Origin of the sequence: Gottfriedia sp. NPDC057991, assembly GCF_042886615.1 — a bacterium.
Taxonomy (GTDB): Bacteria; Bacillota; Bacilli; order Bacillales; family Bacillaceae_G; genus Gottfriedia.
The window spans coordinates 408,521-432,543 of the sequence record NZ_JBHVQN010000003.1; the positions used below are offsets into that span (position 1 = coordinate 408,521).

The window sequence follows — 24,023 nt, forward strand, 5'->3', positions numbered from 1 at the left end:
CGACTCACACTTTTTATTTGCGATTCCTGAATCTTAATTGCGATTCACCTTTTTATTTGTGATTCCTGAATCTAAATTGCGATTCACCTCTTTATTTATGATTCCTGAATCTTAATTGCGATTCACCTTTTTATTTATGATTCCTAAATTTTAATTACGGCTTAATATTAACAATCTATATCAACTTTCATTTTTTCCCTTTTCGGCTATGTGTATCGTATTTGTTTAGGGTATAATTACCAATAAGAATGTTTCGAGTAAGGAGGCATCGAATGCTTCAGCGTGATTTAAGTAAAGATATTATTTATGAACTTTCATATTCACTTTTTTCAAAGCTTTCTCCTCAAAATACGAGGGACGCAGAGCTTGTTGAAACTGGTCTGCAGTTGTATCGACTAGGTCAAGTATACAATGTATCGGTTCGCGAAGGTCGCCTAGTTGGTGTTGTTGAAGAAGGCGATCAAATTCATTTACCAATTCTACATATTGAAAACCATGATCAAAATGGATGTGATTGCTACGAAGCTCCTCCATGCCAACATCAAATTGCACTACTTTGCTATGCTGCCGCTTCATTTTCTTTAGTCGGAGATATTATGAGGAAGTTTAAACAGTCTTCTTTAAAAAGTATCCCGAATATCATGACTGGTCGCCAACTGCTGGATCAAATGAATATGTTTGAGCAGGATCGACCAAAAGAGACAGTGGCGTTGTTTGAGCAAAAGTATAAGGAGTATATAGAACAGCAAAGAACGTCATTTTACCAAGATGTTTATTTTGTTTATCCATTATATGAACGGTTTTATCATGGATTATTGAATCAACAACCACGTCAAGAAAAGGAAAAGCTACAATATCAGTTACTTGCGTCAATATTTACAATGAATAAAATGGTCGGACAAATAGAAATTCAAAGTACAGTTTACGACAATGCGCATTTACCGCGCGAAATGACAATGTTAGAAAATCAAATTGATGCAGTTAGTAGGCAATTACATAATTTAACTGGAGGTTCTGTTTCTACTCAGTACGAAGAGGTTCTTAGTGAGCAGTTGCAATCTCTTTTATTAGAAAGAAGCCTTTGTTTAGTTCCTCGATATAACTCTTTTCGTCATGTATATAAAGAGCTATTAAATAGTCCAAAGATTTTATATAAGGATTTAGAAACTTTATCAAAGGTTGAAGACAATTATTATGCAGATTTAGGAAAAGCTCATCTATATTTTTTATTAAAAGAAGATGAAACAATGCTGTCCATCATAAAGCAATACAACAATAATGAACGTACTCTCTATTGCTTTACTTACTGGATCGAAAGTCTTCGAAAAAACAATGAAACAGATCGGCTAACATTATTTTTGCCATTATATTACGAGATGCTTTTACACTTTTTAAAAAATGGCGATGATGAGTATGCAAAAACTACTTTTGCGAAACATTTCCTTACTAATTATGAGTACAATAGTTTTTACACTAATGAAACGGCCGGGCTAGAAGTAGTTTATCAAGCATTACTTCCATATAGTGTGATGCAGTACACAGATTATTTAATGCATAATCGTGAATACAAACGATGGGCTGAGCTGCAAATGCACTTATATTCTTATAATCCTGATTACATTGATAAACATGACCTTCAGGAAGTACATAAGAACTCACCTCAATCAGTATTACCTATATACCATCACTTGGTTCTTTATTACATTGAGTTAAAAGGCCGAGTAAACTATAAAATAGCTGTACGATATTTAAAAAAACTAAGAACAAATTATAAAAAATTAAAGCGTATGAATGAGTGGGAAGACTATATTCAGTATGTTGAATCTCAATTTATTCGTTTACGTGCACTTCAAGAGGAATTAAAGAAAGGAAAATTAGTCAATGAAGCGACTAGCAAATCTTAGTATTGCCGTAAAATGGGTCGAGCGAAAAGGCTTACTCATTTATGGAATGCAAAGTCACGGTGTCATTTTACCGGTAACCGCATGGAAGCATCTAGTGTTTCAATGGCATGAACCTTCATATTATGGGACATTATTGCAGCCGACCCGAGTCGGTCAGATTGAAGGAATTCTTTTAACTCCAATCGAAGCACTTACTTTTTTTAGAGAACATCAAGAAAACTCATTAGTAGAGATTACTTATTTAGATGAAGCAAATGAGTTTCATTCGGTAATCTCACGGTTATACGATGATTTTAACGAAGGCCACGTTTCGCCAAGTTTTGCTCATTATCAGACTGGGGAAGAGCTATGGAAAATTGATGGATTTGAACAATTAGAACCAACTATACAGGAATTGGTTTCTTCTGCAATTAAACAGCAGTTTGAAATCGAAACATTACAGTCTAAACGCTGGGATATTGCTAGGGGCTTGTATCACAATCCAAGTTATATAAAACAGCAACTTACACATAGTATTGATGAAGACGATTGGCATGTAAAAATCGGGCTAAGAGACGATGATGTTCCATTTTCAATTCGATTAGTACTTGAAGAACCAATGAGTGAACATGATGACTGGAATTTACGTACATATTTAATTGATGAACGAAAAACTATAAAACCTTATGAATATAACGGACATGAATCATTACATAAAAAGCATTCATCTTATGCTGAGTATCTAGATCGAACGTTCCAAGGTGTAGGATTATTAGCACCAAACTTAATCGACGATCATAAGCCAAAAGAAGTTTTAAGTGAACAAGAAGCTTGGACATTTTTAACAGAAGATAGTGAAAAAGTACTTTCCGCAAATATTCAGGTTCTTTTACCAAGCTGGTGGCAAGCTTTAAAACAAAATAAGATGACTTTAAAAGCAAGTGTAAAAGGTAAACCTACTGGAAATTCATTTTTCAATATGGAAACATTGGTTGACTTCAACTGGCGAATTTCTACAAATGGGATGGAACTTTCAGAACAACAATTCCAGCAATTCGTTGAAAATCAAAGACGTTTAATTCAATTTAACGGTCAATGGATTGCACTTGACCCTGCTTTTATTGCACGTATGAAGAAAATGATGGCAAAGGCTGAGAAGCAAGGACTTAGATTTCACGAAGTTCTTCAACATGAGCTACTACAGGGGACTGAAAAACCCGAGGACGATCAATCACCTTTTGCCGAAGTTGAAATCGAAGTAGATGATGTATTCCGAGAACTAACTAAACGATTAACATCCATTTCAGAAGTTCCTGAGCTTACTGTTCCTCATGGTCTGCAAGCAACTTTGCGTGCATATCAGCAAAAAGGATTTGAATGGTTAGTTCATTTAAAAAATATGGGATTTGGTGCACTACTTGCTGACGATATGGGGCTTGGTAAAACAATCCAATCGATCTCTTATTTAGCTTATCGTAAAGAAAACGAAGAAAAACAAGGGGCATCATTGATTGTCTGCCCTACTTCTGTTATCAACAACTGGAAACGAGAAATTGAATTGTTTTATCCCGATTTAACTGTTCATGTTCACTATGGGGGGAATCGTTTAAAAGGCGAAGACTTATTTTCAATAATGAGAGATGTCGATATTGTCATCACCTCTTATGCTTTAAGCGTATTAGATTATGAAGACCTAAAACAATATGTTTGGAAAAGTATCATTCTTGATGAAGCGCAAAACATAAAAAACCCAACGACAAAGCAGTCTCGTGCAGTTCGTGGATTAAAATCTGAGCACCGCATTGCTCTTACCGGTACTCCAATGGAAAACCGCTTAACGGAGCTTTGGACAATATTTGATTTTATAAATAGAGGATATCTTGGTTCTCTAAACCGTTTCGCTAGTAATTATGTAAATCCTATTGAGAAGGACCGAGATGAAGAAAAGATAAATGCTGTTCATCGTTTAATTTCGCCTTTTTTACTAAGACGTACAAAGCAAGACGAAGACGTGGCATTAAATCTCCCACCAAAACAAGAACAAAAGATGCTTTGTCCTTTATCAGTTGAACAAGCAGCATTATACGAACAAGTTGTTCAAGACAGTTTAAAACAAATCGATACATTAACTGGTATCGAACGTCGAGGCCGTATTCTATGGATGCTAAATAAATTAAAACAAATCTGTGATCACCCTTCTTTATTCTTAAAGGAATCACAGCTTGTTGAATTCGAAGAGAGATCAAGCAAAGTTGAACGACTATTCGAATTAATAGACCCAATCCTTGAACAAAGCGAAAGCTGTCTAATCTTTACTCAATATGTGAGAATGGGCGATATGCTTAAAGAGGCAATCCAAGCAAAATTTGGTGAAGAAGTATTATTCTTAAACGGTAGCGTTCCTAAAACAGCCCGTGATAATATGATCTCTCGCTTTCAAAACGGTGAGGTAAAAGTGTTTATTCTTTCACTCAAGGCTGGAGGAACAGGACTAAACTTAACAGCAGCAAATCACGTTATGCACTTTGACCGTTGGTGGAACCCAGCTGTTGAAAATCAAGCAACTGACCGAGCATACCGAATCGGACAAACAAAATTCGTTCAAGTCCATAAATTTGTAACGATTGGGACACTAGAAGAAAAAATTGATGAAATGCTACAACGGAAACAATCACTTAACGATACAATCATAACGAGCGAACAATGGATAACAGAATTGTCTATGGATGAGCTTGTTGATTTGTTAGGTGTTTAATATGCAAGGAAAATGGGATTATTGTATTTTAGATAATCCCATTTTCTTTTAAATGGAGGTTTTAATATGGGCACAAAAAGTGGAATGAATGTAATTGTCAAAAACCATGATGAAAATTGGAAAAACATATTTCAAGTAGAAGCTAACCGTATTCATGAAATCTTAAAAGATGAGCTTATTGAAATTCATCACATTGGCAGTACATCTGTGCCAAATTTAAAAGCTAAACCGATTATCGATATGTTGCCAGTCGTTAAAAACATAGAAAACATAGACAAGTATAACGATCAATTAGCTGAGATTGGTTATGAGGGGCTTGGTGAGTTCGGTCTACCAGGTAGAAGATACTTCCGAAAAGGTGGCGAAAATCGTACCCATCAAATGCATATGTATCAGTTTGATAATGAAAAAGAAATTGAGCGTCATCTAGCAGTTCCTGCTTATTTAAGGGCACATGAGGATGAGATGAAAGCATATGGAGAATTAAAAGCACAACTTGCTAAAAAATTTCCAAATGATATTTATGGATACATGGATGGGAAAGATGCTTTTGTGAAGGAAATAGAGCGAAAAGCTATTGAGTGGAGAAAAATGATTTAATTAAAACGACAAATAAAACAATAAAAAACATGCGATGGGAATATGCATGTTTTTTGTTTTGGTTTCAATATTAAATTGCAGTCTGCTGGATAATAGGGATGCTTCCTCCGTAAAGGAGACACTTTATCAAATATCATAAAAAAAAGTCCCACAAATCGAATAGAATATAAAGAATACAATCGGGAGAGACATGAAAAACCCAATTGCCAAGAACTTTCTTTTTGAGACTACTAAAAGAGAAATGCCTATTAGAAGTGGTATAGCAACAACAATTCCTGCCGCAATAGGAAATTTTAGTGAATCGATTCCTAGTAGTGTAACAATGATTCCGCTGAATGAAGTGAGAGTTCCGAGAAAAAGCCCTTTAAAAAAATTTGCAACTGGATGATGATCGCGATTATCTGGCAACCTCATCCCCCCTCCCTAATTTGAACTTCCTATAAATATAGGATAGTAGAATATTCAGAAAAATAGTATCATAGGGTTAGCATCATGACAATAAATTTTTTGAAATAAAAAAGGAAGTGATACTATAAACACCCCTGTAATGATCCCGCTTTTTGGCATGGAACTTCATCCACATAGAGTTTTTGAAAGCTTAGCCTTTTTTATTGGATTTAGAGTATATATTAAGTTCCGCCGAAAAGGAACAATTAGTGAAGAAAAAACCGTATATGTACTAATTGGAGCAATTCTTGGTTCCCTTTTTGGCAGTCTGATTGTCGCTTCACTTCAGGACATCCCAAAATTGTTGCTCACCGTTCATAGTCATGGTCTTTTTGGAATATTTCAAGGAAAAACCATTGTCGGCGGATTGCTAGGCGGTATCATTGGAGTTGAGTTAAGTAAAAAACTTTGTAACCAAACAAGCTCAACCGGTGATGATATGGTCCTCCCACTTTGTCTGGCAATGTGTATTGGAAGAATCGGTTGCTTTTTAACTGGATTAACTGATGATACATATGGAATACCTACGTCAAATGTATTTGGTATTGATTTTGGCGATGGAATAAAACGTCATCCAACTTCGCTTTATGATATTGCTTTTTTATGCTGTTTACTGTTCGTTATAAAATACATCTTTAGACAAAAACCTTATGAAGGTTTTCACTTTGCTCTGTTTTCAGCCTCATACTTTCTTTATAGGTTTTTCATTGAGTGGCTAAAACCAACAATCAAGCCTTATGGGGAAATGAGTAGTATCCAAATAACCTGTTTATTAGGCGTATTATATTACGCTATCTATTTTATCTACCAGAGAAGGAGAAATTATCGTGCCAAATCGTCCGTATACGTACACTGACTTTACACTTTCTGTTTGTAGTAAATGTTTACGAAAAGTAGAAGCAAAAATTATATATGAAAATGATTGCGTCTATATGTTAAAACGCTGCAAGCATCACGGTATGGAGAAAGTCCTAATTTCTACAGATATCCCGTATTATCAATTATGTAGAGAATTTATTAAACCTAGTGAAATGCCTCATCGATGGAACACTCCAATTAAATACGGCTGTCCATATGATTGTGGACTTTGCCCAGATCATGAACAACATAGTTGTTTGAGTATTGTTGAAATAACAGATGTATGTAATTTGCAATGTCCAATTTGTTATGCAGAGAGTTCTCCAAAACGAACTACTTGGAAAGATTTAGATACAATCAAACGAATGTTTGATACGATTATAAAAAATGAAAAAGAAGCAGATGTAGTTCAAATCTCTGGAGGTGAACCTACCATCCACCCTCAGTTTTTTGACATACTAGATGAGGCAAAGAAGCGAAGTATTAAACACCTCATGGTCAATACGAACGGAATTAGAATTGCTACTGACGAAGCCTTCGTAAAAAGACTCGCAAGCTACAAACCTGGCTTTGAAATCTACCTCCAATTTGATAGTTTTGAAGAGGAAACACTTCTTGAGTTAAGGGGGCGTGATTTGCGAGAGATCCGACAAAAAGCGATTAATAATTTAAATAAATATAATATTAGTACGACACTGGTAGCTGTCCTAAAAAAGGGCTTAAACGATCATGAAATCGGCAAGATTATTAAATGGGGCACGGAACAAAAATGCGTACGTGGTGTAACATTCCAGCCTATTCAACATGCCGGACGAACAGAAAATTATGACCCATCAACCGAACGCCTAACACTTAGTGAAGTTCGCCAAGAGATTATTAAACAAAGTGAATTCTATTCAGAAGACGATATTATTCCAGTGCCATGTCACCCTGATAGTTTAGCAATGGGCTATGCTTTAAAAATGGGCGGTAAAATAACTCCTTTAACTAGCATCATTGATAAGAATGTATTGCTTGAAGGGGAAAGAAATACAATTGTTTTCGAGAGTGATGAAGAATTACGTAACAAAGTTTTCAAGTTATTTAGTTTAAATCATTCCCCTCAAAGTGGATTTCAAGGCTTAAAAGACCTTCTATGTTGTTTGCCAAAAGTGATTCTACCAAATGGGATGGGTTATGAAAATGTATTTCGAGTATTAATTATGAAATTCCAAGATAATTATGATTTAGATGTCCGTAGCGTAAAAAAATCATGTGTTCATTTTGTTACGACTGATGATAAGATGATTCCATTTGATACATATAATTTATTTTACAGGGACGATAAAGAAGCATACTTAGAGACGCTTCGAGAGGAAATCGTAAGGAACTAACGATTTCAGTATTGCTTATAAGTCTTCTAGTTTGCAGTTTTACCATTTTAATTTACAGCTCAGTCATCTCACTGGTAGCTTCACAATATTCAATAATAAAAAAATCCTATTTTTTTCAAAATAGGATTTTTTCTAATTTAATTCAATTTATTTAAGTGCAAATGTAAGTTCAGCTTCACAAGCTATTTGTCCGTCTACAGTTGCTACTGCTTTACCTTTACCGATTGGTCCACGCATTTTCACTAGTTCAACCTCTAGTCTTAGCTGGTCACCTGGTACTACTTGTCTTTTAAAACGGCAGTTATCGATACCAGCAAATAATGCTAGCTTTCCTTTGTTTTGCTCTAAGCTTAATGCTGCAACTCCACCAACTTGTGCTAGGGCTTCTACAATTAGTACTCCCGGCATTACAGGATAGTCAGGGAAATGACCATTAAAAAACTCTTCGTTAGCTGTAACATTTTTAATACCAATCGCACGTTTACCTTCTTCATGCTCAATGATACGATCTACTAATAAAAATGGGTAACGATGAGGGAGAATTTCTTTAATTGCTTTAATATCTAACATTCTATGTAGTCCTCCAATTGAAAAGATTCAATATGTTAATAAAAAAGAAGCAAGTCTTAAGACCAGCTTCTATGCGCTATAAATATAATACTATCTTATTTTGTAAGTTAACGCAAACCAATAATGAAACCGCTCAGTTGCATACCAGTATTACTCCAATTACTCTATGAGAGCTAAAACGGTAAGCTCTCGGTTCTAGTTGCATAGTATGGCTGACTTGAAAATTTTCTTAATAAGTACAACATAAATGCTATCATCCCTACTACAGAACCAAGCTGAGAAGTAAAATTCGCTAAAAATAACCAGGAAAAGTTCTTGTTTTTAAATATTTGTATCATTTTGATACCGCCTTTTCCACTTCTTCTATTATATACCGAATTTTCAGATAAATTATCGTAGACTTTTGTTGAAGTTTCCCTAACTTTCCGTATAATCACTGCCATCATATACCAAAATAATTGTAATTAGTCATTTTAAGTGGGGTGCGAGTTTTGAAGGTGTTTTGGGTATTTCTATGTTTATTTATACTAGAGATGTGCTTATTGGAAGGAATCGACTTATATAATGGTGATGAATTCCCTCATCTGCTAACGAATATAAAACTTAGCAAAACAGAACTAGTAGGTGAAGATTATGTATTAATTTTCTTTTTTACTGTACCATTCGGCGTTGCCAAAATCGTCCTATCGTATATGAAAAAACTAAAAAAGAAACGAAATCAAGAACAAAATCAAAAGACATCTAATTAAAACGAAAGAGAATGCAGTTAGAGTTTCTATGCTGCATTCTCTTTTGTTTTTGCTTTTTTTTGGATGATTGCAATGACCAACAGAACAGTAGGAATAACGATTTGTAAAGGTATATGTAAATAGTAAGGTACTATGTCGAAGCCTTCCTTATAATGCTCTAAGTAGTCAGGTGCCATCCAGACGGAACAAATTAATATAATTACTGCAATTGGATAAGTAAGTGTATCGGATTTTTTCACTTTAAATAAATCCGCCGCTCCGATGATCGCACAAAAGAAAAAAACCGTTATCTTAATAAATCCTCCTACAGCGATAATAATGACAATGACTGAATCAAGTCTTTGAATAAAATCAGCAATATTGATATAACTAATTGCAGTTAAGATCGGATAAGTAGCTCTCACCAACGTGTTAACTCCTAAAATGCAAATATTAAGCATTGTTTCTAACGTTAAAACCAGACCTGCAAAAATTAATCCAGGAATGCCGACTTTCCATGCATATTCTGGTTTCTTTAAATAAGGTAAAATCATTGTAAATACAATCATTTCACCAAATGGGAATGTAACGGTCAATGGGTAAGCTTCTTTTATTACAGTCTTCCACCCAGTCTCTAATACGGGTCTTATATTATCAGTTTTTATTAAACCAGCAATTACTTCAAAACCAATAATAGATACCGTTATGAAGATGATTACAATAAACAAAAACTCACATACTCGACCGAATACTTCAAAGCCTTTAAAGATTGCATACATACATAAAAACATAAATAAAATACCGATTGAAATAAGTGAGGACGCGTTGTAAAGTGTAATCACTAGTAATTCTTCAAAGTCTCTAAGAACCCGTGCTCCAATATAAATAAAATAGAGTATATAAACCATTGCTAGTATTTTGCCTGCAAACTTGCCTAAAATAGATTGAACATATCTCGTAAATGGTAACTCGGGATACAGATCAAATAATTTAATATAAACACATAATAGTAAGCATCCAGTAACCAAAGCAATTAAAACACTAATCCAAGCATCCTGCATTGCACCAGATGCAAGTCCTACTAATGTAGCGCTCCCCATTTCAAATAAAAATATAATACTAAAGAATTGGTAGGCACCAATTGATAATTTTCGATTCATTAGCATTCCCTTCTTTTCTAAAATGGATAAGCTTTTTTTCTCATACCTACATTATTTATTTGGACATCAACATCAATTTTCACTTTAGCTTTTTGAAATTGTTCATCCCAATTTTTCTCATATTTTTTGAAAACCTTTGGATCTGATAAATGTAGTTTATCGCCAAACCCAAAAATATCTGCCCCATATCCTTGTGCTTTTTTAATTCCTTCATCTATGGTTTTCTTGATCTCTTTCTCACTTAATAATTCATATTTTTTTAGCGTGTTTGCTTTATCAAAATTGTCATTACAAAGTACTTCATCAATAATGGCTATCGATTTTACCTTTATGTGAATTATTGGTATTTTATTTTTCATTTTAATCTTCGTGTCCGTTTTCACACGTGTGAGCTCCATCGAATCATATTCTTTTTTGCTGCATTTTATTTGTATATTTGTTTCTTTTATTGCATTATCAACTATTTGTACCGATTTTGCCGGTGAGCCATCTAACCAGCCCACTAGCTTTCCTTTTTTAAAAACGCCTAACCCCTCAATCTTGTTATAGGATGATTTCACATTTGAAAAATTATCAAGTGATTCAGAAGTCTTAGTTTCATGTTCTAAAACTGCACCATTAATGACCGGTTCTCTACCACTACTGGAAAGGGCTGATATTACTTGGCGCATTTGTATTTCTTGATTTTCTCCTAAAAGAGATGACGTATTTTTAATTTTTCCTACCATCGACTTAGCCGGTAATTTATCTAGTGCTGGCAAGTTATTCATCACTCGATAAACACTATCGTTCCTTGCAACAATGACCGGAATATTAACACGTATTTTGGAATCCCTCTCAAACACATCAAATATATAATTCAACGTTTTTTCCTTTGCTAACTTTTCACCAATGATAACGAGTGCTACATGAGAATATATATTTGATCGCGATACACTTTTGGTAATATTTCGAGCCGCCTCCGAAATCGTTCTACCTTTTTCTTCTAGGGAAATAATTGGTGTACCTATTGAACCAGTCACGCTAGCAATTGCACTCGGATTAATGATTTGTAGAACCATATTGTATTGATTATCTTTAGGTATATAATCAACACCCATAGCTACCACGATCGATACACTATTTAATTCTTTATAATTAGAACAGCTCACCAAAAGTAAACTTGTAATTAGAATTAAGATCATACATTTTCTTTTCATACTTATTCTCCAGATCTTTGTTCTTTAACGGTTTTTGTGTTTCCTTGACTAGGTACAACTAAAATAGTATCTTTTTGACTTTTTATACGGAATGGTGCAAATGGTGCAAAATATGGTTCTCCAAAAGATCGTAAGCTACACATATGTATTAATATAATTAAACCCCCAATCAACATTCCGAATAAACCAATATAAGCTGCTGCCAATAATAATATAAACCTAAGAATCCTTGCGGCAATTGACATATTATAATAAGGGATCGTAAAGCTAGCAATCGCAGTAATCGATACGATGATTACCATTGACGCAGATACAAATCCTGCTTGTACAGCTGCTTGCCCCAAGATTAAGGCTCCAACAATTGAAAGCGCCTGCCCAACCGCTCTTGGCATTCGAATTCCAGCTTCACGTAATACTTCAAAAATTAGTTCCATACCAAGAGCCTCAACAATTGCTGGCAAAGGCACACCTTCACGTTGGGCAGCTAAGCTTACTAATAAAACCGTTGGAACTACAGCCTGATGAAATGATGTAATTGCAATGAAAATTCCAGGTGCAAATAAGGCGGTCCAAAAGGACATATAACGTAGCAATCTTATAAAAGTGCCTATGTATGAGCTTTGATAATAATCCTCTGGAGATTGAAAAAACTGCGTAAATGTAGCTGGTAAAATTAAGACAAATGGTGTACCAGCTACAAAAATTGCAACACGTCCTTCCAGTAAGTTACCTACTACAGCATCAGGTCTCTCCGTGTTAATCATTGTAGGAAAAATGGTCTTTTGGTCGTTTTGAATATAGTTTTCAATATAGCTGGATTCTAAGATTTCATCTGCATTAATAGCTTCTAAACGGTGTTTTACTTCCCTTAATAACTCTTCATCTACAACTCCTTTTATATACATTATTTCTACATCAGTTCTCGTTACTTCTCCTATTTTCATTGACTCGATCCGCAACGCTGGGTGTTGAATTCTATTACGAATTAGAGAAGTATTTGTACGTAAGCTTTCTGTAAAGCTATCCTTTGGTCCTCTGATTACAGTTTGCGTTGAAGGCTCTGATATACTTCTAGATTGCACCATTTTTGTACATGCAACTAAGAAATTACTATCATGATCTAAAAGAACAACGGTATCTCCAATTAGTAATGCTGATAGGAGATTTGTATAGCTTGATTGTGATTTTAAACTTGAAACTGCGATAACACTTTTTAAGCCATTCTCTAAATCTGTCAATGACAGCGTTGTTTCTTTTTCTGTATTAATTTGAACGATTTTATTAATGATTCCATCATTCACTAATTTCTCATTTGATATTCCGTCAATATGAATGACTGCAAAAGAATACTGCATACCTTCCCCAAGTGTTTCATGTCGGATCACAAGGTCAGAGCTATCTCCAAAATCATCTTTTATTCTTTTTATATTCTCTAAAATGTCCTTACTTAAAGAACGCGATATATTATTTTGAAATGGAATTTTTTTATTTGTAGCTGCACTATTGGTTTCTTTGTAGTTAAACACTTTTTTCCACCACCCCATAATCATGGCTTATTATCCTTATACTTTTTCCAAAATATTTCATTTAATGTATTGTTTTCTAAGTAATTTATTTTGCACACAAAAAAAGGCTGTCTCATAGAGACATCCCATTTCACTTGTATTATAAGAATCGTTTATTTTCCCCCCATGGTCCCCGGTCTTCGCGGTGGCGTTTCTTATCCTCACAACTTAGGGTCAAAATCCTATGAAAGATTCACAGAATTTCCATTCATATGAGTCTAATTATTTATTAATAAGCTGTGGGATTGGATTCACTGGCTTTCGACCGATTGAGTAATAGTGGATGTTCTTCTTTTGCATTTTAGTTAATTCAAAACAATTACGTCCATCAATTACTAACGGAACCTTCATTAGCTCCACATACAATTGGAGGTCAGTTTCTACAATTTCTCTCCATTCAGTCAAAATAAATGTGGCCTCTTTCTCATGAATAGCATCCTTTACATTAACCGAATAATTTATGGAATCTCCGAATACTTTTCTTAATTCAGGTAAGGCATATGGATCATATACTGTAATTTTGGTACCTTCTCTTATGAACTGATTAATTAAATCGATAGATGGTGCATGTCGAATATCATTTGTATTTGGTTTAAAGCTAGCTCCTAGAATTGCAATTTCTTTATTTTTTAAATTTCCAAAAAGGGATTTTGTTAATTCGAATAGTTTTATTTTCTGTTGATTATTAATTGTAATAACGGATTTTAATAATTTTAAGTCTATACCTACTAGCTCAGCTTCTTTTACTAAAGCAGTCGTATCTTTTGGGAAACAAGACCCTCCAAATCCAATCCCAGCTTTTAAAAACTTTGAACCGATTCTATGGTCTAGCCCAATACCATGAGCAACATGATCAACATCAGCATCCAATTTTTCACAGATCATGGCAATTTCGTTAATAAAACTTATTTTAGTAGCTAAAAAAGCATTAGAAGCATACTTAATCATTTCCGCACTTCTTGCATCTGTTGTATAAATAGGCGTATTAAAAGGTTTATATAATTCCTTTATTAAATACGTTGCATTTTGACTTTCGGAACCAATGACAATTCGATCACTATTAAATAGATCGTATAGCGCAGAACCTTCCCTTAAAAATTCAGGATTTGATACTATTTCAATCGTTAAATGTCGAGGGGCATTTTCCAACACGATCTTTTTAACAGCCTCATTCGTTCCGACTGGAACAGTGCTTTTAATGACAACTGTTAGATTTTTTTTAGCATGAATTGCGATCTCTTTCGCAACAGCTTTTAAATATTGCAAATTTGCTGTTCCATCTGGAAGTTCTGGTGTTCCGACTGCAATGAATATGATATCTGCCTGGCTATAAGCTGCTTTGTAATTTGTTGTAAACTCAATTTTATTAAGGAAAACATTTTCTAATAAAGATTCTTTCAAACCCGGTTCAAAAATAGGGCAAATTCCTTTTTGTAGTAATTCAATTTTTTCAACATCAATGTCAACACACGTTACATTGTAACCAACTGTAGCAAATGAAACTCCTGTAGTAAGACCAACATATCCCGTACCAGCAACAACTATATGTGTCATGGTTCATCCCCATCCTATACAATTAATCAGTAAAGATAAAGAACTCTTTCTCAATGCCTAAAGTGCAGAATAATTTAAGTTTTAAAATTTACTATTTAATTGCAAATTCAGTTTTGATTTCAATAGGTCTACTGCTTTTTAAAAGAGATAAGTAATAATAAAATCTCTACTTTCTTAAAGTTCGTTCAACATTTACACCGGTTAAATTAAAACTCTACCCATCACTCCTTTTCCTATTTTCTTTAGGATCAAATCCGAAATTAAGCTAGAAGAGCGGTTTCACATAATTTTTAAATTGGCAGAGTTTTAAGTAATAAATCATATGTACTGGTTACCTAGATAATCCTCGTTTTACAATTACTTAATTTAAACTTTAAATGGAGCCTTTTAAACTTTGATACTTTCCTTTTCTCTTTTCCAACTTTGACTACCTTCTTGTTCATCTTAATTTTACAAAACCTAAACACTTTTCTTACAAAGATAACTGCTCCTAATAAATTCCAAACAAAAAAATCCCAAGCTCTATGCTTGAGATTTCAGTGTGTAGTCAAGCTACAAAGCTTGAGATTTTTATTTTAAATAGCGACTTGGAATCTTATCAATGTTTTCTAACATAATTCCAGTACCTACTGCAACACATTGCATTGGATCTTCAGCAATGAAAACAGGTACTTTTAATTCTTCAGCAAGTAAAATATCTATTCCATGAAGTAATGCTCCGCCACCAGTTAGAATAACGCCACGATCAATAATATCAGCTGATAATTCAGGTGGTGTACGCTCTAATACTGTTTTTGCAGCTTGTACGATTAAGTAAACTGGTTCGCTTAATGCTCTTTGAATTTCATCAGATTGTACAGTAATTGTACGAGGTAATCCAGTTACCATATCACGGCCACGGATATCGATTGATTCATTTCTTGCACCAGGGAAAACAGTACCTACTTCAATTTTAATTTGCTCTGCAGTACGCTCTCCAATTAGCAGTTTGTATTCACGCTTGATATAGTTTAGAATCTCCATATCAAACTTGTCCCCTGCCATTTTAATTGAAGAGGCGGTGACGATATCTCCCATCGATAAGACTGCGACATCGGTTGTCCCACCGCCAATATCAATTACCATGTTACCACTTGGTTGGAATATATCCATTCCAGCACCGATTGCAGCAACCTTTGGCTCTTCTTCAAGATAAACTTGTTTACCGCCGCTCTTTTCAGCAGCTTCACGAATTGCTTTTTGTTCAACAGATGTGATGTTTGTTGGACAACAAATCAAAATACGCGGCTTTGACATGAATCCCTTTACATCTAATTTATTTATAAAATGACGTAGCATTGCCTCAGTAATATCAAAGTCAGCAATTACACCGTCTTTAAGTGGACGAATTGCTACGATATTACCAGGTGTACGACCTACCATGCGGCTTGCTTCTTCCCCTACTGCTAAAACTTTACCGCTACTACGCTCTATTGCAACTACAGAAGGTTCGTTTAATACGATTCCCTTACCTTTAACATGTATTAAGACATTGGCTGTACCAAGATCTATTCCGATATCCTTAGAAAACATTCCTTTTGGCTCCTCCTTATTCACTATACTCATGAGCAGTTCCCCGAATACGTTCCATACCAAAATATAATTTTACCATAAAGAACTACTTTTAGTAATTAATATTTGTGAACAGGAGGTTAAATATTTCTAATTTTGTTTTCAAGGCTCAGAAACCCTACTTAGTTACTTTCTCAACGTCTTCTTTTTGATACTTTTGCTTAGTAGCCTCTCCACCGCGTAAGTGACGAATTGATTTGTGATAATCCAAAATTTCTTTTACTTCATTTGCCAAATCTGGATTGATTTCCGGTAGACGTTCTGTTAAATCTTTGTGTACTGTACTTTTTGACACTCCAAACTCTTTAGCTATTACGCGTACTGTTTTCTTCGTCTCCACGATATATTTCCCAATCTTGATCGTTCTCTCTTTGATGTAATCGTGCACACTACTCTCCTCCTCTAAATGGATGTGAGAAGCGTGAAATGAGACTCGTTTTGACTGACTAAGCTGCTCTTTTTCCTGCTCTGACTGACCTGCTGAGGTACATTTATTTTGACTAGGTAGAAAATCCACGATTCCTCACCTCAAACACCTCTTTGATGGGTTTATAACATTGTATTAGCAAAGGTGTCTAACTATGCACAATTATCAGAAAAAAACAAGTGCCCAACACATATGGGGTATGATTCCCACGTGTTAGGCACTTTGTGAATTGTTTAATTATTATTGTTGAATTTTATTTCCATCTGAATCGGTATTAGAAGAACCTTCTTTTTTGTCATCTGATACATTACCAGAAGTATTCATTGTATTAGATTCTTTTGTTTCGCTTTTAGAATTTTCAGAACTAATAATTGATGAAACATCTTGTCCTTGGTATTTCTCTGGATTAATTGCTACACCATCTTTACGTAATTCATAATGAACATGAATGCCATTTTCTTTACCAATTAAACCTGTTCCAGCTACACCAAGAACTTGTCCTTGTGAAACTTTTGTTCCTGGTTCAACACTTACAGATTTTAAGCTTTGGTAATATGAAACTAATCCGTTACCACTTTCTACTACAACTACATATCCTAGCTCAGCATCTTTTTGAGCCTTTGTAACAGTACCACTAAGAGCTGCAGTTACATCAAATTCTTTTCCACCTTTATCAACTAAATCCATACCAGTATTGATCGTGAAAGTATTATTATCCATTTGAATTAATGATGCTTGTTGCTCATCTTTTGAAGCAGTGTCATCATAATAATGACTTTTAACTTGAACTGTTGCATCCTTTGAAACTGGGTAAGTTAATTTTTCTTCTGGCTGTGAAGCTGGAATTGCTTCAGGCTCTCTCGTATCAACTGTAGTTCCAGTTTTTGTTGGAGTTGGAGCATTACTGTATTGATACCATAACGCACCTGTCAAAATTACTGCCGCACTCACTAAATAAATTGCTGGGACTACCCAACGCTTTCTTAACATTTTAATAACTTTTTGAGAAGTTTTTTTGTTTTGTTCCTCTCTCATCCTTATCACCTCTGCAATCATTGTCAACAGATTTCTGGAATTATATACGCAATTTAGAAAATTTTAGTTCGACAAAATTCTTATTTTTCCACACAATTTCAAACTAATTCACATTAATCCACAAAAAACTAGAAAAATATTAACAAATGAAAGCGATTTATCCACAATCCCACAGTATTTATACACAATATTTGTGGATAAGTTAATAATTCTCATTATGAAGTTAATAAAATATTTTTCTTGCATTTTTCTATTTTACAAAATATAATCACACTACAAGCTTGTACGATGTATTAAAAACTTAAACTTAAAAATTATTTCAGTCATTATATATTTTTTGCGATGATGAAGAAGAGTAGATTATATGAAAGTTTCAGAGAGCTGACGGTTGGTGCAAGTCAGTACGGACATATTTTTGAATGGGCTTCTGAGCACCCAAACCGAACCATTTATTTATGCAGTAGGCTTTGGCGGACGTCTCACCGATAAAAGAGACAGGTATTCAAACTCATGTTTCGATACTGCTTTTTGTCACAAGGTAGTTCAATTCATTTGTTTTGATACTGCAAAGTGAGTCTAAACGGTTTTAGGCTAATTAAGGTGGCACCACGGGAGTCCTCGTCCTTTTTATAAGGCGGGGACTCTTTTTTTGTACCCAAAAATAAGGAGAGAAAAAATAAAATGATATTTACTAAGAAAAAATTCGTATCAATTACTTTATTACTCACATTGGCACTAGCAGGCTGTGGACAACAATCAAATCAGACAGCTTCGAAATCAAATGATCACACGCTACATTTAATGGATACTTCAGATATTGTAAGTCTTGATAGTTCACTAGCTTTAGATGGACCATCATTAAACGCACTTAATAGCGTAATGGAAGGTCTCTATATGCCAAATGAAAAAGGAGAATACGTTCCCGCTGCTGCTTTATCACATAAAGTTAGTACGGATGGTAAGATTTATACATTTACTTTAAGAGATGCTAACTATTCAAATGGAGATCCAGTAACAGCAAAAGATTTTGTTTTTGCAATGAAACGCGCAGTTGATCCAAATACTAAAGCTCAGTTTGCATACGATTTATATGATATAGAAAATGCGAAAGAAATTAACCAAGGAAAGTTATCTGTGGATAAACTCGGGGTAACTGCACTAGACGATAAAACATTACAAATTAAACTTGAACGCCCTATTCCATATTTCATTCAACTGACTAGTTTACCAATGTTCTTCCCGTTAAATGAAAAATTCGTTAAGGAGCAAGGTAGCAAATATGGTTTAGAGGCAAATACAACTTTATATAATGGTCCTTATGTTGTAAGTAAATGGGATCATGAAGCTGGATTCACAATGAAAAAAAATCCACAATACTATGATAAAAAGAATGTTCATGTAAATAAAATTGACGTTAAAATCATGAAAGAAACAACAACTGCGGTTAATCTCTATGAAACTGGTGAACTTGACCAAGCGATTATTGATTCTAATGTTATCGATCGTTATAAAGGGAATAAAGAATTAAACAAATTAGCTATGCCAATTATCTCTTACATCAGCTTTAATCAAAAAAATCCATTTTTAGCAAATCTAAAAGTGCGTAAGGCAATCGCAAATGGCTTTAATAAAGAGGACATTAGTACAACCCTATTAAACGATGGTTCTATTCCTACTGATCGAATTATTCCTAAAGGTTTAGTAAAAAACTCTAAAGGTGTGGACTTTGTTAGCTCAACATCTCATCCTTCTACAGTAAGTTTAGAAAAGGCTAAATCACTATTTAAAGAAGCTTTATCTGAGAGTGGTAAATCAAAAGCTACAATTTCACTATTAGTAAGTGATAATAATACATCGCGTAAAATCGGTGAATATTTAAAATCACAATTAGAAACAAATTTAAAAGGTCTAACAGTTAATATTGTCGTACAACCTGCACAACAAAAATTCGAATTGCGTCAGCAAGGAAACTATGATCTCTCTCTAGATACATGGGGTGCAGATTATCCAGATCCAACGACTTATTTAGAGCTATTTACATCTAAATCAGCTTTAAATGTATTAAATTATAAAAACGCTCAATATGACGAATTTGTACAAAAAGCAAATACAATCAGCTTACAAAACGAATCAGAACGTACTCAGCTCCTTCATAATGCTGAAGACCTTTTACTAGATGATGCTGCGATTGCTCCAGTTTACCAAGCTGGATATGTGTACTTGCAAAAATCAAATGTAAAAAACATAAAAGTACGTCCATTTGTTGGATATTTTTATTATAAATATGCTCAAAAGCAGTAAGAGCCGAGACAAGAAGTAGAGTTGTAGAGTAATCTTATGTAACGTAAGGAACTGACTTTCTTAACTGAAATTGAACCAAAGTAATTTAAATAACACTAGAATCCCTGTAATTAAACTTCTTGATTTCCCAAAGTAAATACTCTATTAATCAAAAAACACTCTAAATGGACGAATTCTAGTTCGATTTAGAGTGTTTTTTAAGTTATTTTCTTCTTTTCATAAAAAAAACGATCTTAGCGTTTATACAAAAAAACAGACCTTTATGTGGTCTGTCTTAATGTACCTTTCTCAAAGCTTCTCCAATACATCATAATCCTTCTTACTAAGCTTCTTTATGTCGATTCCCTTATAATAATACTTAACAATCTCATCGTATGTTTTTCCTTGCTTAGCAAGCTCGTTTGCTCCGTATTGACTCATACCTACTCCATGGCCAAAACCTTTTGTTGTAATGATAATTTCATTCCCTTTACGCTCCCATGAAAAATCTGTTGAACGTAGGTTTAGTTTTTCTCTAATTTCTTTGCCTGAGAGAGTTTTTTTACCAAACGTCACTTGTTCTACACGTTTACCTTTTGTTCTCGACGTGACTTTCCCTATGTCTGACTTATTAATTTTTACATTAAGTTTTTTTTCGAAATCACTTATTGTAAATGCTTTTGTTGAGATATAGTCTGGAGCTACGGAATCCCATGGACTCGGTACACTTTTCAAATATGGTACACTATTTTTCCAATATTCCTCGGAGTTTTCTGTGTATCCATTGCTTGTAGAGAAGAATGAAGCAGTTATAGGTTGTCCATTGTAAGTTAATATTTGTCCTTCAGTAGCTTTTACAGCTTTTTCAATTTTGGCTATATTTTTATCGTATTCAGCACCATATCTTTTCTTGAGGTCGTCGCGATCCTGAAAGACTTGAAAATTAACTGAATCATCGACAATTCCACCTTCATCAAGTGGTTTACCTTCTTTCAATCGTTTGATGATAAATGTTCTTGCACTTAAACTTTGTGCTTTTAGTGCTTCTGTTTCAAATTTTGCTGGCATTTCTGATGCGACTACTCCTAATACGTATTCCTCAATTGGTAGCTTTTCAACTTTTTGTGTTTTTGTTCTAAAAACTTCAATACTTAGATTGTCATTTTTGTTCGCTGCTGCGACCTGGTTTGCTTTTTTCTGTAGCTGATCAACCAATCTACCATCTGTATGGCTATGAAATGGTAGAACAAGCAATGTAGGGATAATAATAACGACTGAGCAAGTAGTTAATCCTGCAGTGATTAATGTTTTAAATGACTTCATATTTTCCTCCTATCCATTTCAAAACAACTTTAAATGACAATTTTCAACTAATTGCCCTTTCTAAAGATAATTTATGTATATGGACAAGCATTTAGAACAAATATAGATTGATTTCATATTAGATTCTTTAAACAAATTGTATTATTTTTTATTATTTTTAGAATATTTTATAAGGTTTCTGTCTATAACTGATAGTAGAAAGTTGCATGAAAATGCAAAAATGCCCGACTCTATGTGGGGTAACACAAAGTGCCAGGCATTTGAATGAGTTTTTAGTTTACGCTTGTAAATCTTTTAGTGTTTCTTCCTCTACAGCTGTGCTTGGTTCGTTTACACGTTCAATGTCCGCTCCAAGTGCAGCAAGCTTTTCATGGAAATTTACATAACCACGATCTAAATGTTTTAATTCAGTAACACGAGTATAACCATCAACAACTAGACCAGCAAGAATAAGTGATGCAGCAGCACGTAAATCCGTAGCAGCTACTTCTGCTCCTTGAAGATCATTTGGTCCATGAATAATAGTTGATCGACCTTCAATTTTAATATTTGAATTCATGCGACGGAATTCTTCCACGTGCATAAAACGATTTTCGAAGACTGTTTCAGTAATCATGCCTGTTCCATTAGCTTTTAATAGAAGTGCCATCATTTGTGATTGCATATCTGTTGGGAAGCCTGGGTGAGGCATTGTTTTGATGTCTACAGGTTTTAAATTGTCTGTACCAATTACACGAAGTCCTTCTTCCTCTTCGATAATTGTTACTCCCATTTCACGCATTTTCGCTACAACTGAGCTTAAGTGCTCTGGAACTGCATTTTCAATTAATACGTTACCATTCGTAATCGCTGCTGCTACCATAAATGTTCCAGCTTCAATACGGTCTGGAATAATGTGATGAGTTGTACCAAATAATGTTGGTACACCTTCAATTCGAATAGTGCCTGTTCCAGCACCACGAACTTTACCACCCATTGCATTAATGAAGTTTGCTAAGTCAACAATTTCAGGTTCTTTTGCAGCATTTTCAAGAATTGTTGTTCCTTCTGCAAGTGCTGCTGCAGACATAATATTTTCTGTTGCTCCTACGCTTGGGAAATCTAAATAGATTTTTGCCCCTTTTAAACGACCGTTTGATTTTGCTTCTACAAAACCATTACCAACCGTAATTTGAGCCCCCATTGCTTCAAATCCTTTTAAGTGTTGTTCAATTGGTCTAGATCCAATCGCACATCCACCTGGTAACGCTACACGTGCATGACCATTTCTTGCTAAAAGTGGCCCCATTACAAGAATAGATGCTCGCATTTTACGAACATATTCAAATGGTGCTTCAACATGTAAATCCTTTGAAGCGTCAACTGTTACTGTATTATTTTTGAACCCAACCTCTGTATTTAAATTACGAAGAACTTCGTTAATCGTGTAAACGTCAGATAGAGTTGGTACGTCATGAATTATATTTTTTCCTTCACTAGCTAGTAGCGCTGCAGCAAGAACTGGTAAGACAGCATTTTTTGCACCCTCTACACGAACTGTGCCTTGAAGCTGTTTCCCGCCACGGACAATGATTTTATCCAAACTTTTCCCCTCCGTGTCCTAAAATAGATCTATCAATATTCTACTGTTATAATCGGTGTGCCAATAATAATTGTCGTTGATTTATCAACATTGTTTTCACGTATTGCAATTTGTAAATTAATTTTTTTGCCATTTGCAACCAGAGCGTCATTCCACTGTTCAGTATATGCTGAAACAGAGACGAATGCCCCTTCTTTTATTTCTTCAATTTTTGTTGCTTTAAAAGTCCCCAAAAAATCATTTTTTATACCCTGCAAAACACCTTCAAGTTTACCACCCATTGTCCCCTTTATACAAGTAAAAAAAGTAGGTTCTTTACTAAAAATATTTTCCAGTGAATTCTTAATAAGCTTATTTGTTTCTTTTTCAGCCTGCTGGTCCCATTTAGTCCCACTAAGTTCATAAATTACATAGCTACTGTTATTGCCAGTAGATGTAACAACGATTCTTTCTGTGACCAAATTATGGTTAAATGTACCAATTATTTTATTACCATTATCAGTTTTCGTCCACTTAAAATTTTTAAAATCCGCTTTATATTTACCGACTATTTTGGACACCGAAGTATTCATTTTAGCTTCTCTTGCGTATAAATTCCAACTTGTAACCGAAATGTCTTTTTTATTTAATACGTCTGCAAAACGATTCAATTGGCCTACACCTGTGTCAGCCATACCGATTTTACCCCAATTATAAAATAGTGCAGAAGCAAAAGTAATAGTAATTAAAAATAAGTACACAGTTTTTTTCATAAATAAACCCCTCTCTTACTTCCATTTTTCACAGGTAGAGAGGGGTTTATACGATACATCGTAACATACTTTTTGACAAATTATTTCAATAAATATGTAATGTTTTTTGTATATTGTAGATAGTCTAAGAAAAAACTACTTACAGCAGAAGAAATTGTAATCGTCAATAGCACCATAAAAAGTCGAATTTGGGCGACATGACCTTTTTTCATAATACTCTCCCACTTAATTGCTGTTAAAGCCCACCAAGTTAAAATAATGAAAAATAAATGGACAATTATTGCTAATAACGCTTCTGTCCCAACTAAAGCTTCCATTTTT

Annotated in this window: 20 protein-coding genes and 1 other annotated feature; of the genes, 7 read left to right on the forward strand and 13 right to left on the reverse strand. The window is 34.4% G+C overall.

Annotated elements, in window-relative coordinates:
• Window positions 1–272: 272 nt before the first annotated feature.
• The 3 genes from ACFVR2_RS13405 to ACFVR2_RS13415 all read left to right on the forward strand — a co-directional run bounded on the left by ACFVR2_RS13405 (window position 273) and on the right by ACFVR2_RS13415 (window position 5,238).
• Window positions 273–1,904 (forward strand): hypothetical protein, encoded by a 1,632-nt coding sequence (locus tag ACFVR2_RS13405; protein ID WP_387362419.1) that lies wholly within the window; start codon window positions 273–275, stop codon window positions 1,902–1,904.
• Window positions 1,882–4,638 carry a DEAD/DEAH box helicase gene (locus ACFVR2_RS13410; protein ID WP_387362421.1) on the forward strand — a complete coding sequence of 919 codons (2,757 nt, stop codon included), beginning with the start codon at window positions 1,882–1,884 and terminating at the stop codon, window positions 4,636–4,638. The genes ACFVR2_RS13405 and ACFVR2_RS13410 overlap by 23 nt, the downstream gene beginning before the upstream one ends.
• 66 nt (window positions 4,639–4,704) lie before the next feature.
• On the forward strand, window positions 4,705–5,238 hold the full coding sequence (locus ACFVR2_RS13415) for a GrpB family protein (RefSeq protein ID WP_387362423.1): 534 nt from the start codon (window positions 4,705–4,707) through the stop codon (window positions 5,236–5,238).
• A 126-nt stretch (window positions 5,239–5,364) separates the two neighbouring features.
• Here ACFVR2_RS13415 and ACFVR2_RS13420 read toward each other — a convergent pair whose 3' ends face one another.
• Window positions 5,365–5,646, reverse strand: coding sequence for a hypothetical protein (locus tag ACFVR2_RS13420; protein WP_387362425.1), 282 nt, complete (start codon window positions 5,644–5,646; stop codon window positions 5,365–5,367).
• Window positions 5,647–5,785: 139 nt separating this feature from the next.
• Between ACFVR2_RS13420 and ACFVR2_RS13425 the strand changes: the two genes are divergently transcribed.
• Both ACFVR2_RS13425 and ACFVR2_RS13430 read left to right on the forward strand, forming a co-directional pair.
• Window positions 5,786–6,541: a prolipoprotein diacylglyceryl transferase gene (locus ACFVR2_RS13425; RefSeq protein WP_387362427.1), complete on the forward strand. Its 756-nt coding sequence runs from the start codon at window positions 5,786–5,788 to the stop codon at window positions 6,539–6,541.
• Window positions 6,513–7,916 (forward strand): radical SAM protein, encoded by a 1,404-nt coding sequence (locus ACFVR2_RS13430; protein WP_387362429.1) that lies wholly within the window; start codon window positions 6,513–6,515, stop codon window positions 7,914–7,916. Before ACFVR2_RS13425 ends, ACFVR2_RS13430 begins: the two co-directional genes overlap by 29 nt.
• Window positions 7,917–8,063: 147 nt before the next feature.
• Here the strand turns inward: ACFVR2_RS13430 and fabZ are convergent, their stop codons facing one another.
• Window positions 8,064–8,486 carry a 3-hydroxyacyl-ACP dehydratase FabZ gene (gene fabZ, locus ACFVR2_RS13435; protein ID WP_056469377.1) on the reverse strand — a complete coding sequence of 141 codons (423 nt, stop codon included), beginning with the start codon at window positions 8,484–8,486 and terminating at the stop codon, window positions 8,064–8,066.
• 491 nt (window positions 8,487–8,977) lie between these two features.
• On the opposite strand from fabZ, the gene ACFVR2_RS13440 reads away from it, so the two are divergent.
• Complete coding sequence (locus ACFVR2_RS13440) at window positions 8,978–9,235, forward strand: hypothetical protein (protein ID WP_387362431.1); 258 nt, start codon at window positions 8,978–8,980, stop codon at window positions 9,233–9,235.
• Between the two features lie 26 nt (window positions 9,236–9,261).
• Here the strand turns inward: ACFVR2_RS13440 and ACFVR2_RS13445 are convergent, their stop codons facing one another.
• From ACFVR2_RS13445 to spoIIQ, 7 genes are all read right to left on the reverse strand, one after another.
• A complete protein-coding gene (locus ACFVR2_RS13445) occupies window positions 9,262–10,374 on the reverse strand; it encodes a GerAB/ArcD/ProY family transporter (RefSeq protein ID WP_387362433.1) in 1,113 nt (370 codons plus the stop codon).
• A gap of 17 nt (window positions 10,375–10,391) precedes the next feature.
• A complete protein-coding gene (locus tag ACFVR2_RS13450) occupies window positions 10,392–11,573 on the reverse strand; it encodes a Ger(x)C family spore germination protein (protein WP_387362435.1) in 1,182 nt (393 codons plus the stop codon).
• A 2-nt stretch (window positions 11,574–11,575) separates the two neighbouring features.
• A complete protein-coding gene (locus ACFVR2_RS13455) occupies window positions 11,576–13,099 on the reverse strand; it encodes a spore germination protein (RefSeq protein ID WP_387362437.1) in 1,524 nt (507 codons plus the stop codon).
• Window positions 13,100–13,360: 261 nt separating this feature from the next.
• A complete protein-coding gene (locus ACFVR2_RS13460) occupies window positions 13,361–14,692 on the reverse strand; it encodes a UDP-glucose dehydrogenase family protein (RefSeq protein ID WP_387362439.1) in 1,332 nt (443 codons plus the stop codon).
• Between the two features lie 570 nt (window positions 14,693–15,262).
• Entirely contained in the window at window positions 15,263–16,264 is a 1,002-nt protein-coding gene (mreB, locus tag ACFVR2_RS13465; RefSeq protein ID WP_025569003.1) for a rod shape-determining protein, read from the reverse strand.
• 157 nt (window positions 16,265–16,421) lie between these two features.
• Complete coding sequence (gene spoIIID, locus ACFVR2_RS13470; RefSeq protein ID WP_025569002.1) at window positions 16,422–16,691, reverse strand: sporulation transcriptional regulator SpoIIID; 270 nt, start codon at window positions 16,689–16,691, stop codon at window positions 16,422–16,424.
• A 279-nt stretch (window positions 16,692–16,970) separates the two neighbouring features.
• Window positions 16,971–17,765 (reverse strand): stage II sporulation protein SpoIIQ, encoded by a 795-nt coding sequence (gene spoIIQ, locus ACFVR2_RS13475; RefSeq protein ID WP_387362441.1) that lies wholly within the window; start codon window positions 17,763–17,765, stop codon window positions 16,971–16,973.
• 333 nt (window positions 17,766–18,098) lie between these two features.
• Window positions 18,099–18,394: a binding site (T-box leader), on the forward strand.
• Between the two features lie 52 nt (window positions 18,395–18,446).
• Here spoIIQ and ACFVR2_RS13480 point away from each other — a divergent pair.
• Window positions 18,447–20,066 carry a peptide ABC transporter substrate-binding protein gene (locus ACFVR2_RS13480; protein ID WP_387362443.1) on the forward strand — a complete coding sequence of 540 codons (1,620 nt, stop codon included), beginning with the start codon at window positions 18,447–18,449 and terminating at the stop codon, window positions 20,064–20,066.
• Between the two features lie 288 nt (window positions 20,067–20,354).
• Here ACFVR2_RS13480 and spoIID read toward each other — a convergent pair whose 3' ends face one another.
• The 4 genes from spoIID to ACFVR2_RS13500 form a co-directional block, all read right to left on the reverse strand.
• The gene (gene spoIID / locus ACFVR2_RS13485) at window positions 20,355–21,368 is read right to left on the reverse strand and encodes a stage II sporulation protein D (protein WP_387362445.1); all 1,014 of its coding nucleotides are present in this window, start codon (window positions 21,366–21,368) and stop codon (window positions 20,355–20,357) included.
• A gap of 277 nt (window positions 21,369–21,645) precedes the next feature.
• Complete coding sequence (gene murA, locus ACFVR2_RS13490; protein WP_387362447.1) at window positions 21,646–22,950, reverse strand: UDP-N-acetylglucosamine 1-carboxyvinyltransferase; 1,305 nt, start codon at window positions 22,948–22,950, stop codon at window positions 21,646–21,648.
• Window positions 22,951–22,982: 32 nt separating this feature from the next.
• The gene (locus ACFVR2_RS13495) at window positions 22,983–23,702 is read right to left on the reverse strand and encodes a YwmB family TATA-box binding protein (RefSeq protein WP_387362449.1); all 720 of its coding nucleotides are present in this window, start codon (window positions 23,700–23,702) and stop codon (window positions 22,983–22,985) included.
• 80 nt (window positions 23,703–23,782) lie between these two features.
• Window positions 23,783–24,019, reverse strand: coding sequence for a DUF1146 family protein (locus tag ACFVR2_RS13500; RefSeq protein WP_025568971.1), 237 nt, complete (start codon window positions 24,017–24,019; stop codon window positions 23,783–23,785).
• Between the last annotated feature and the right edge of the window lie 4 nt (window positions 24,020–24,023).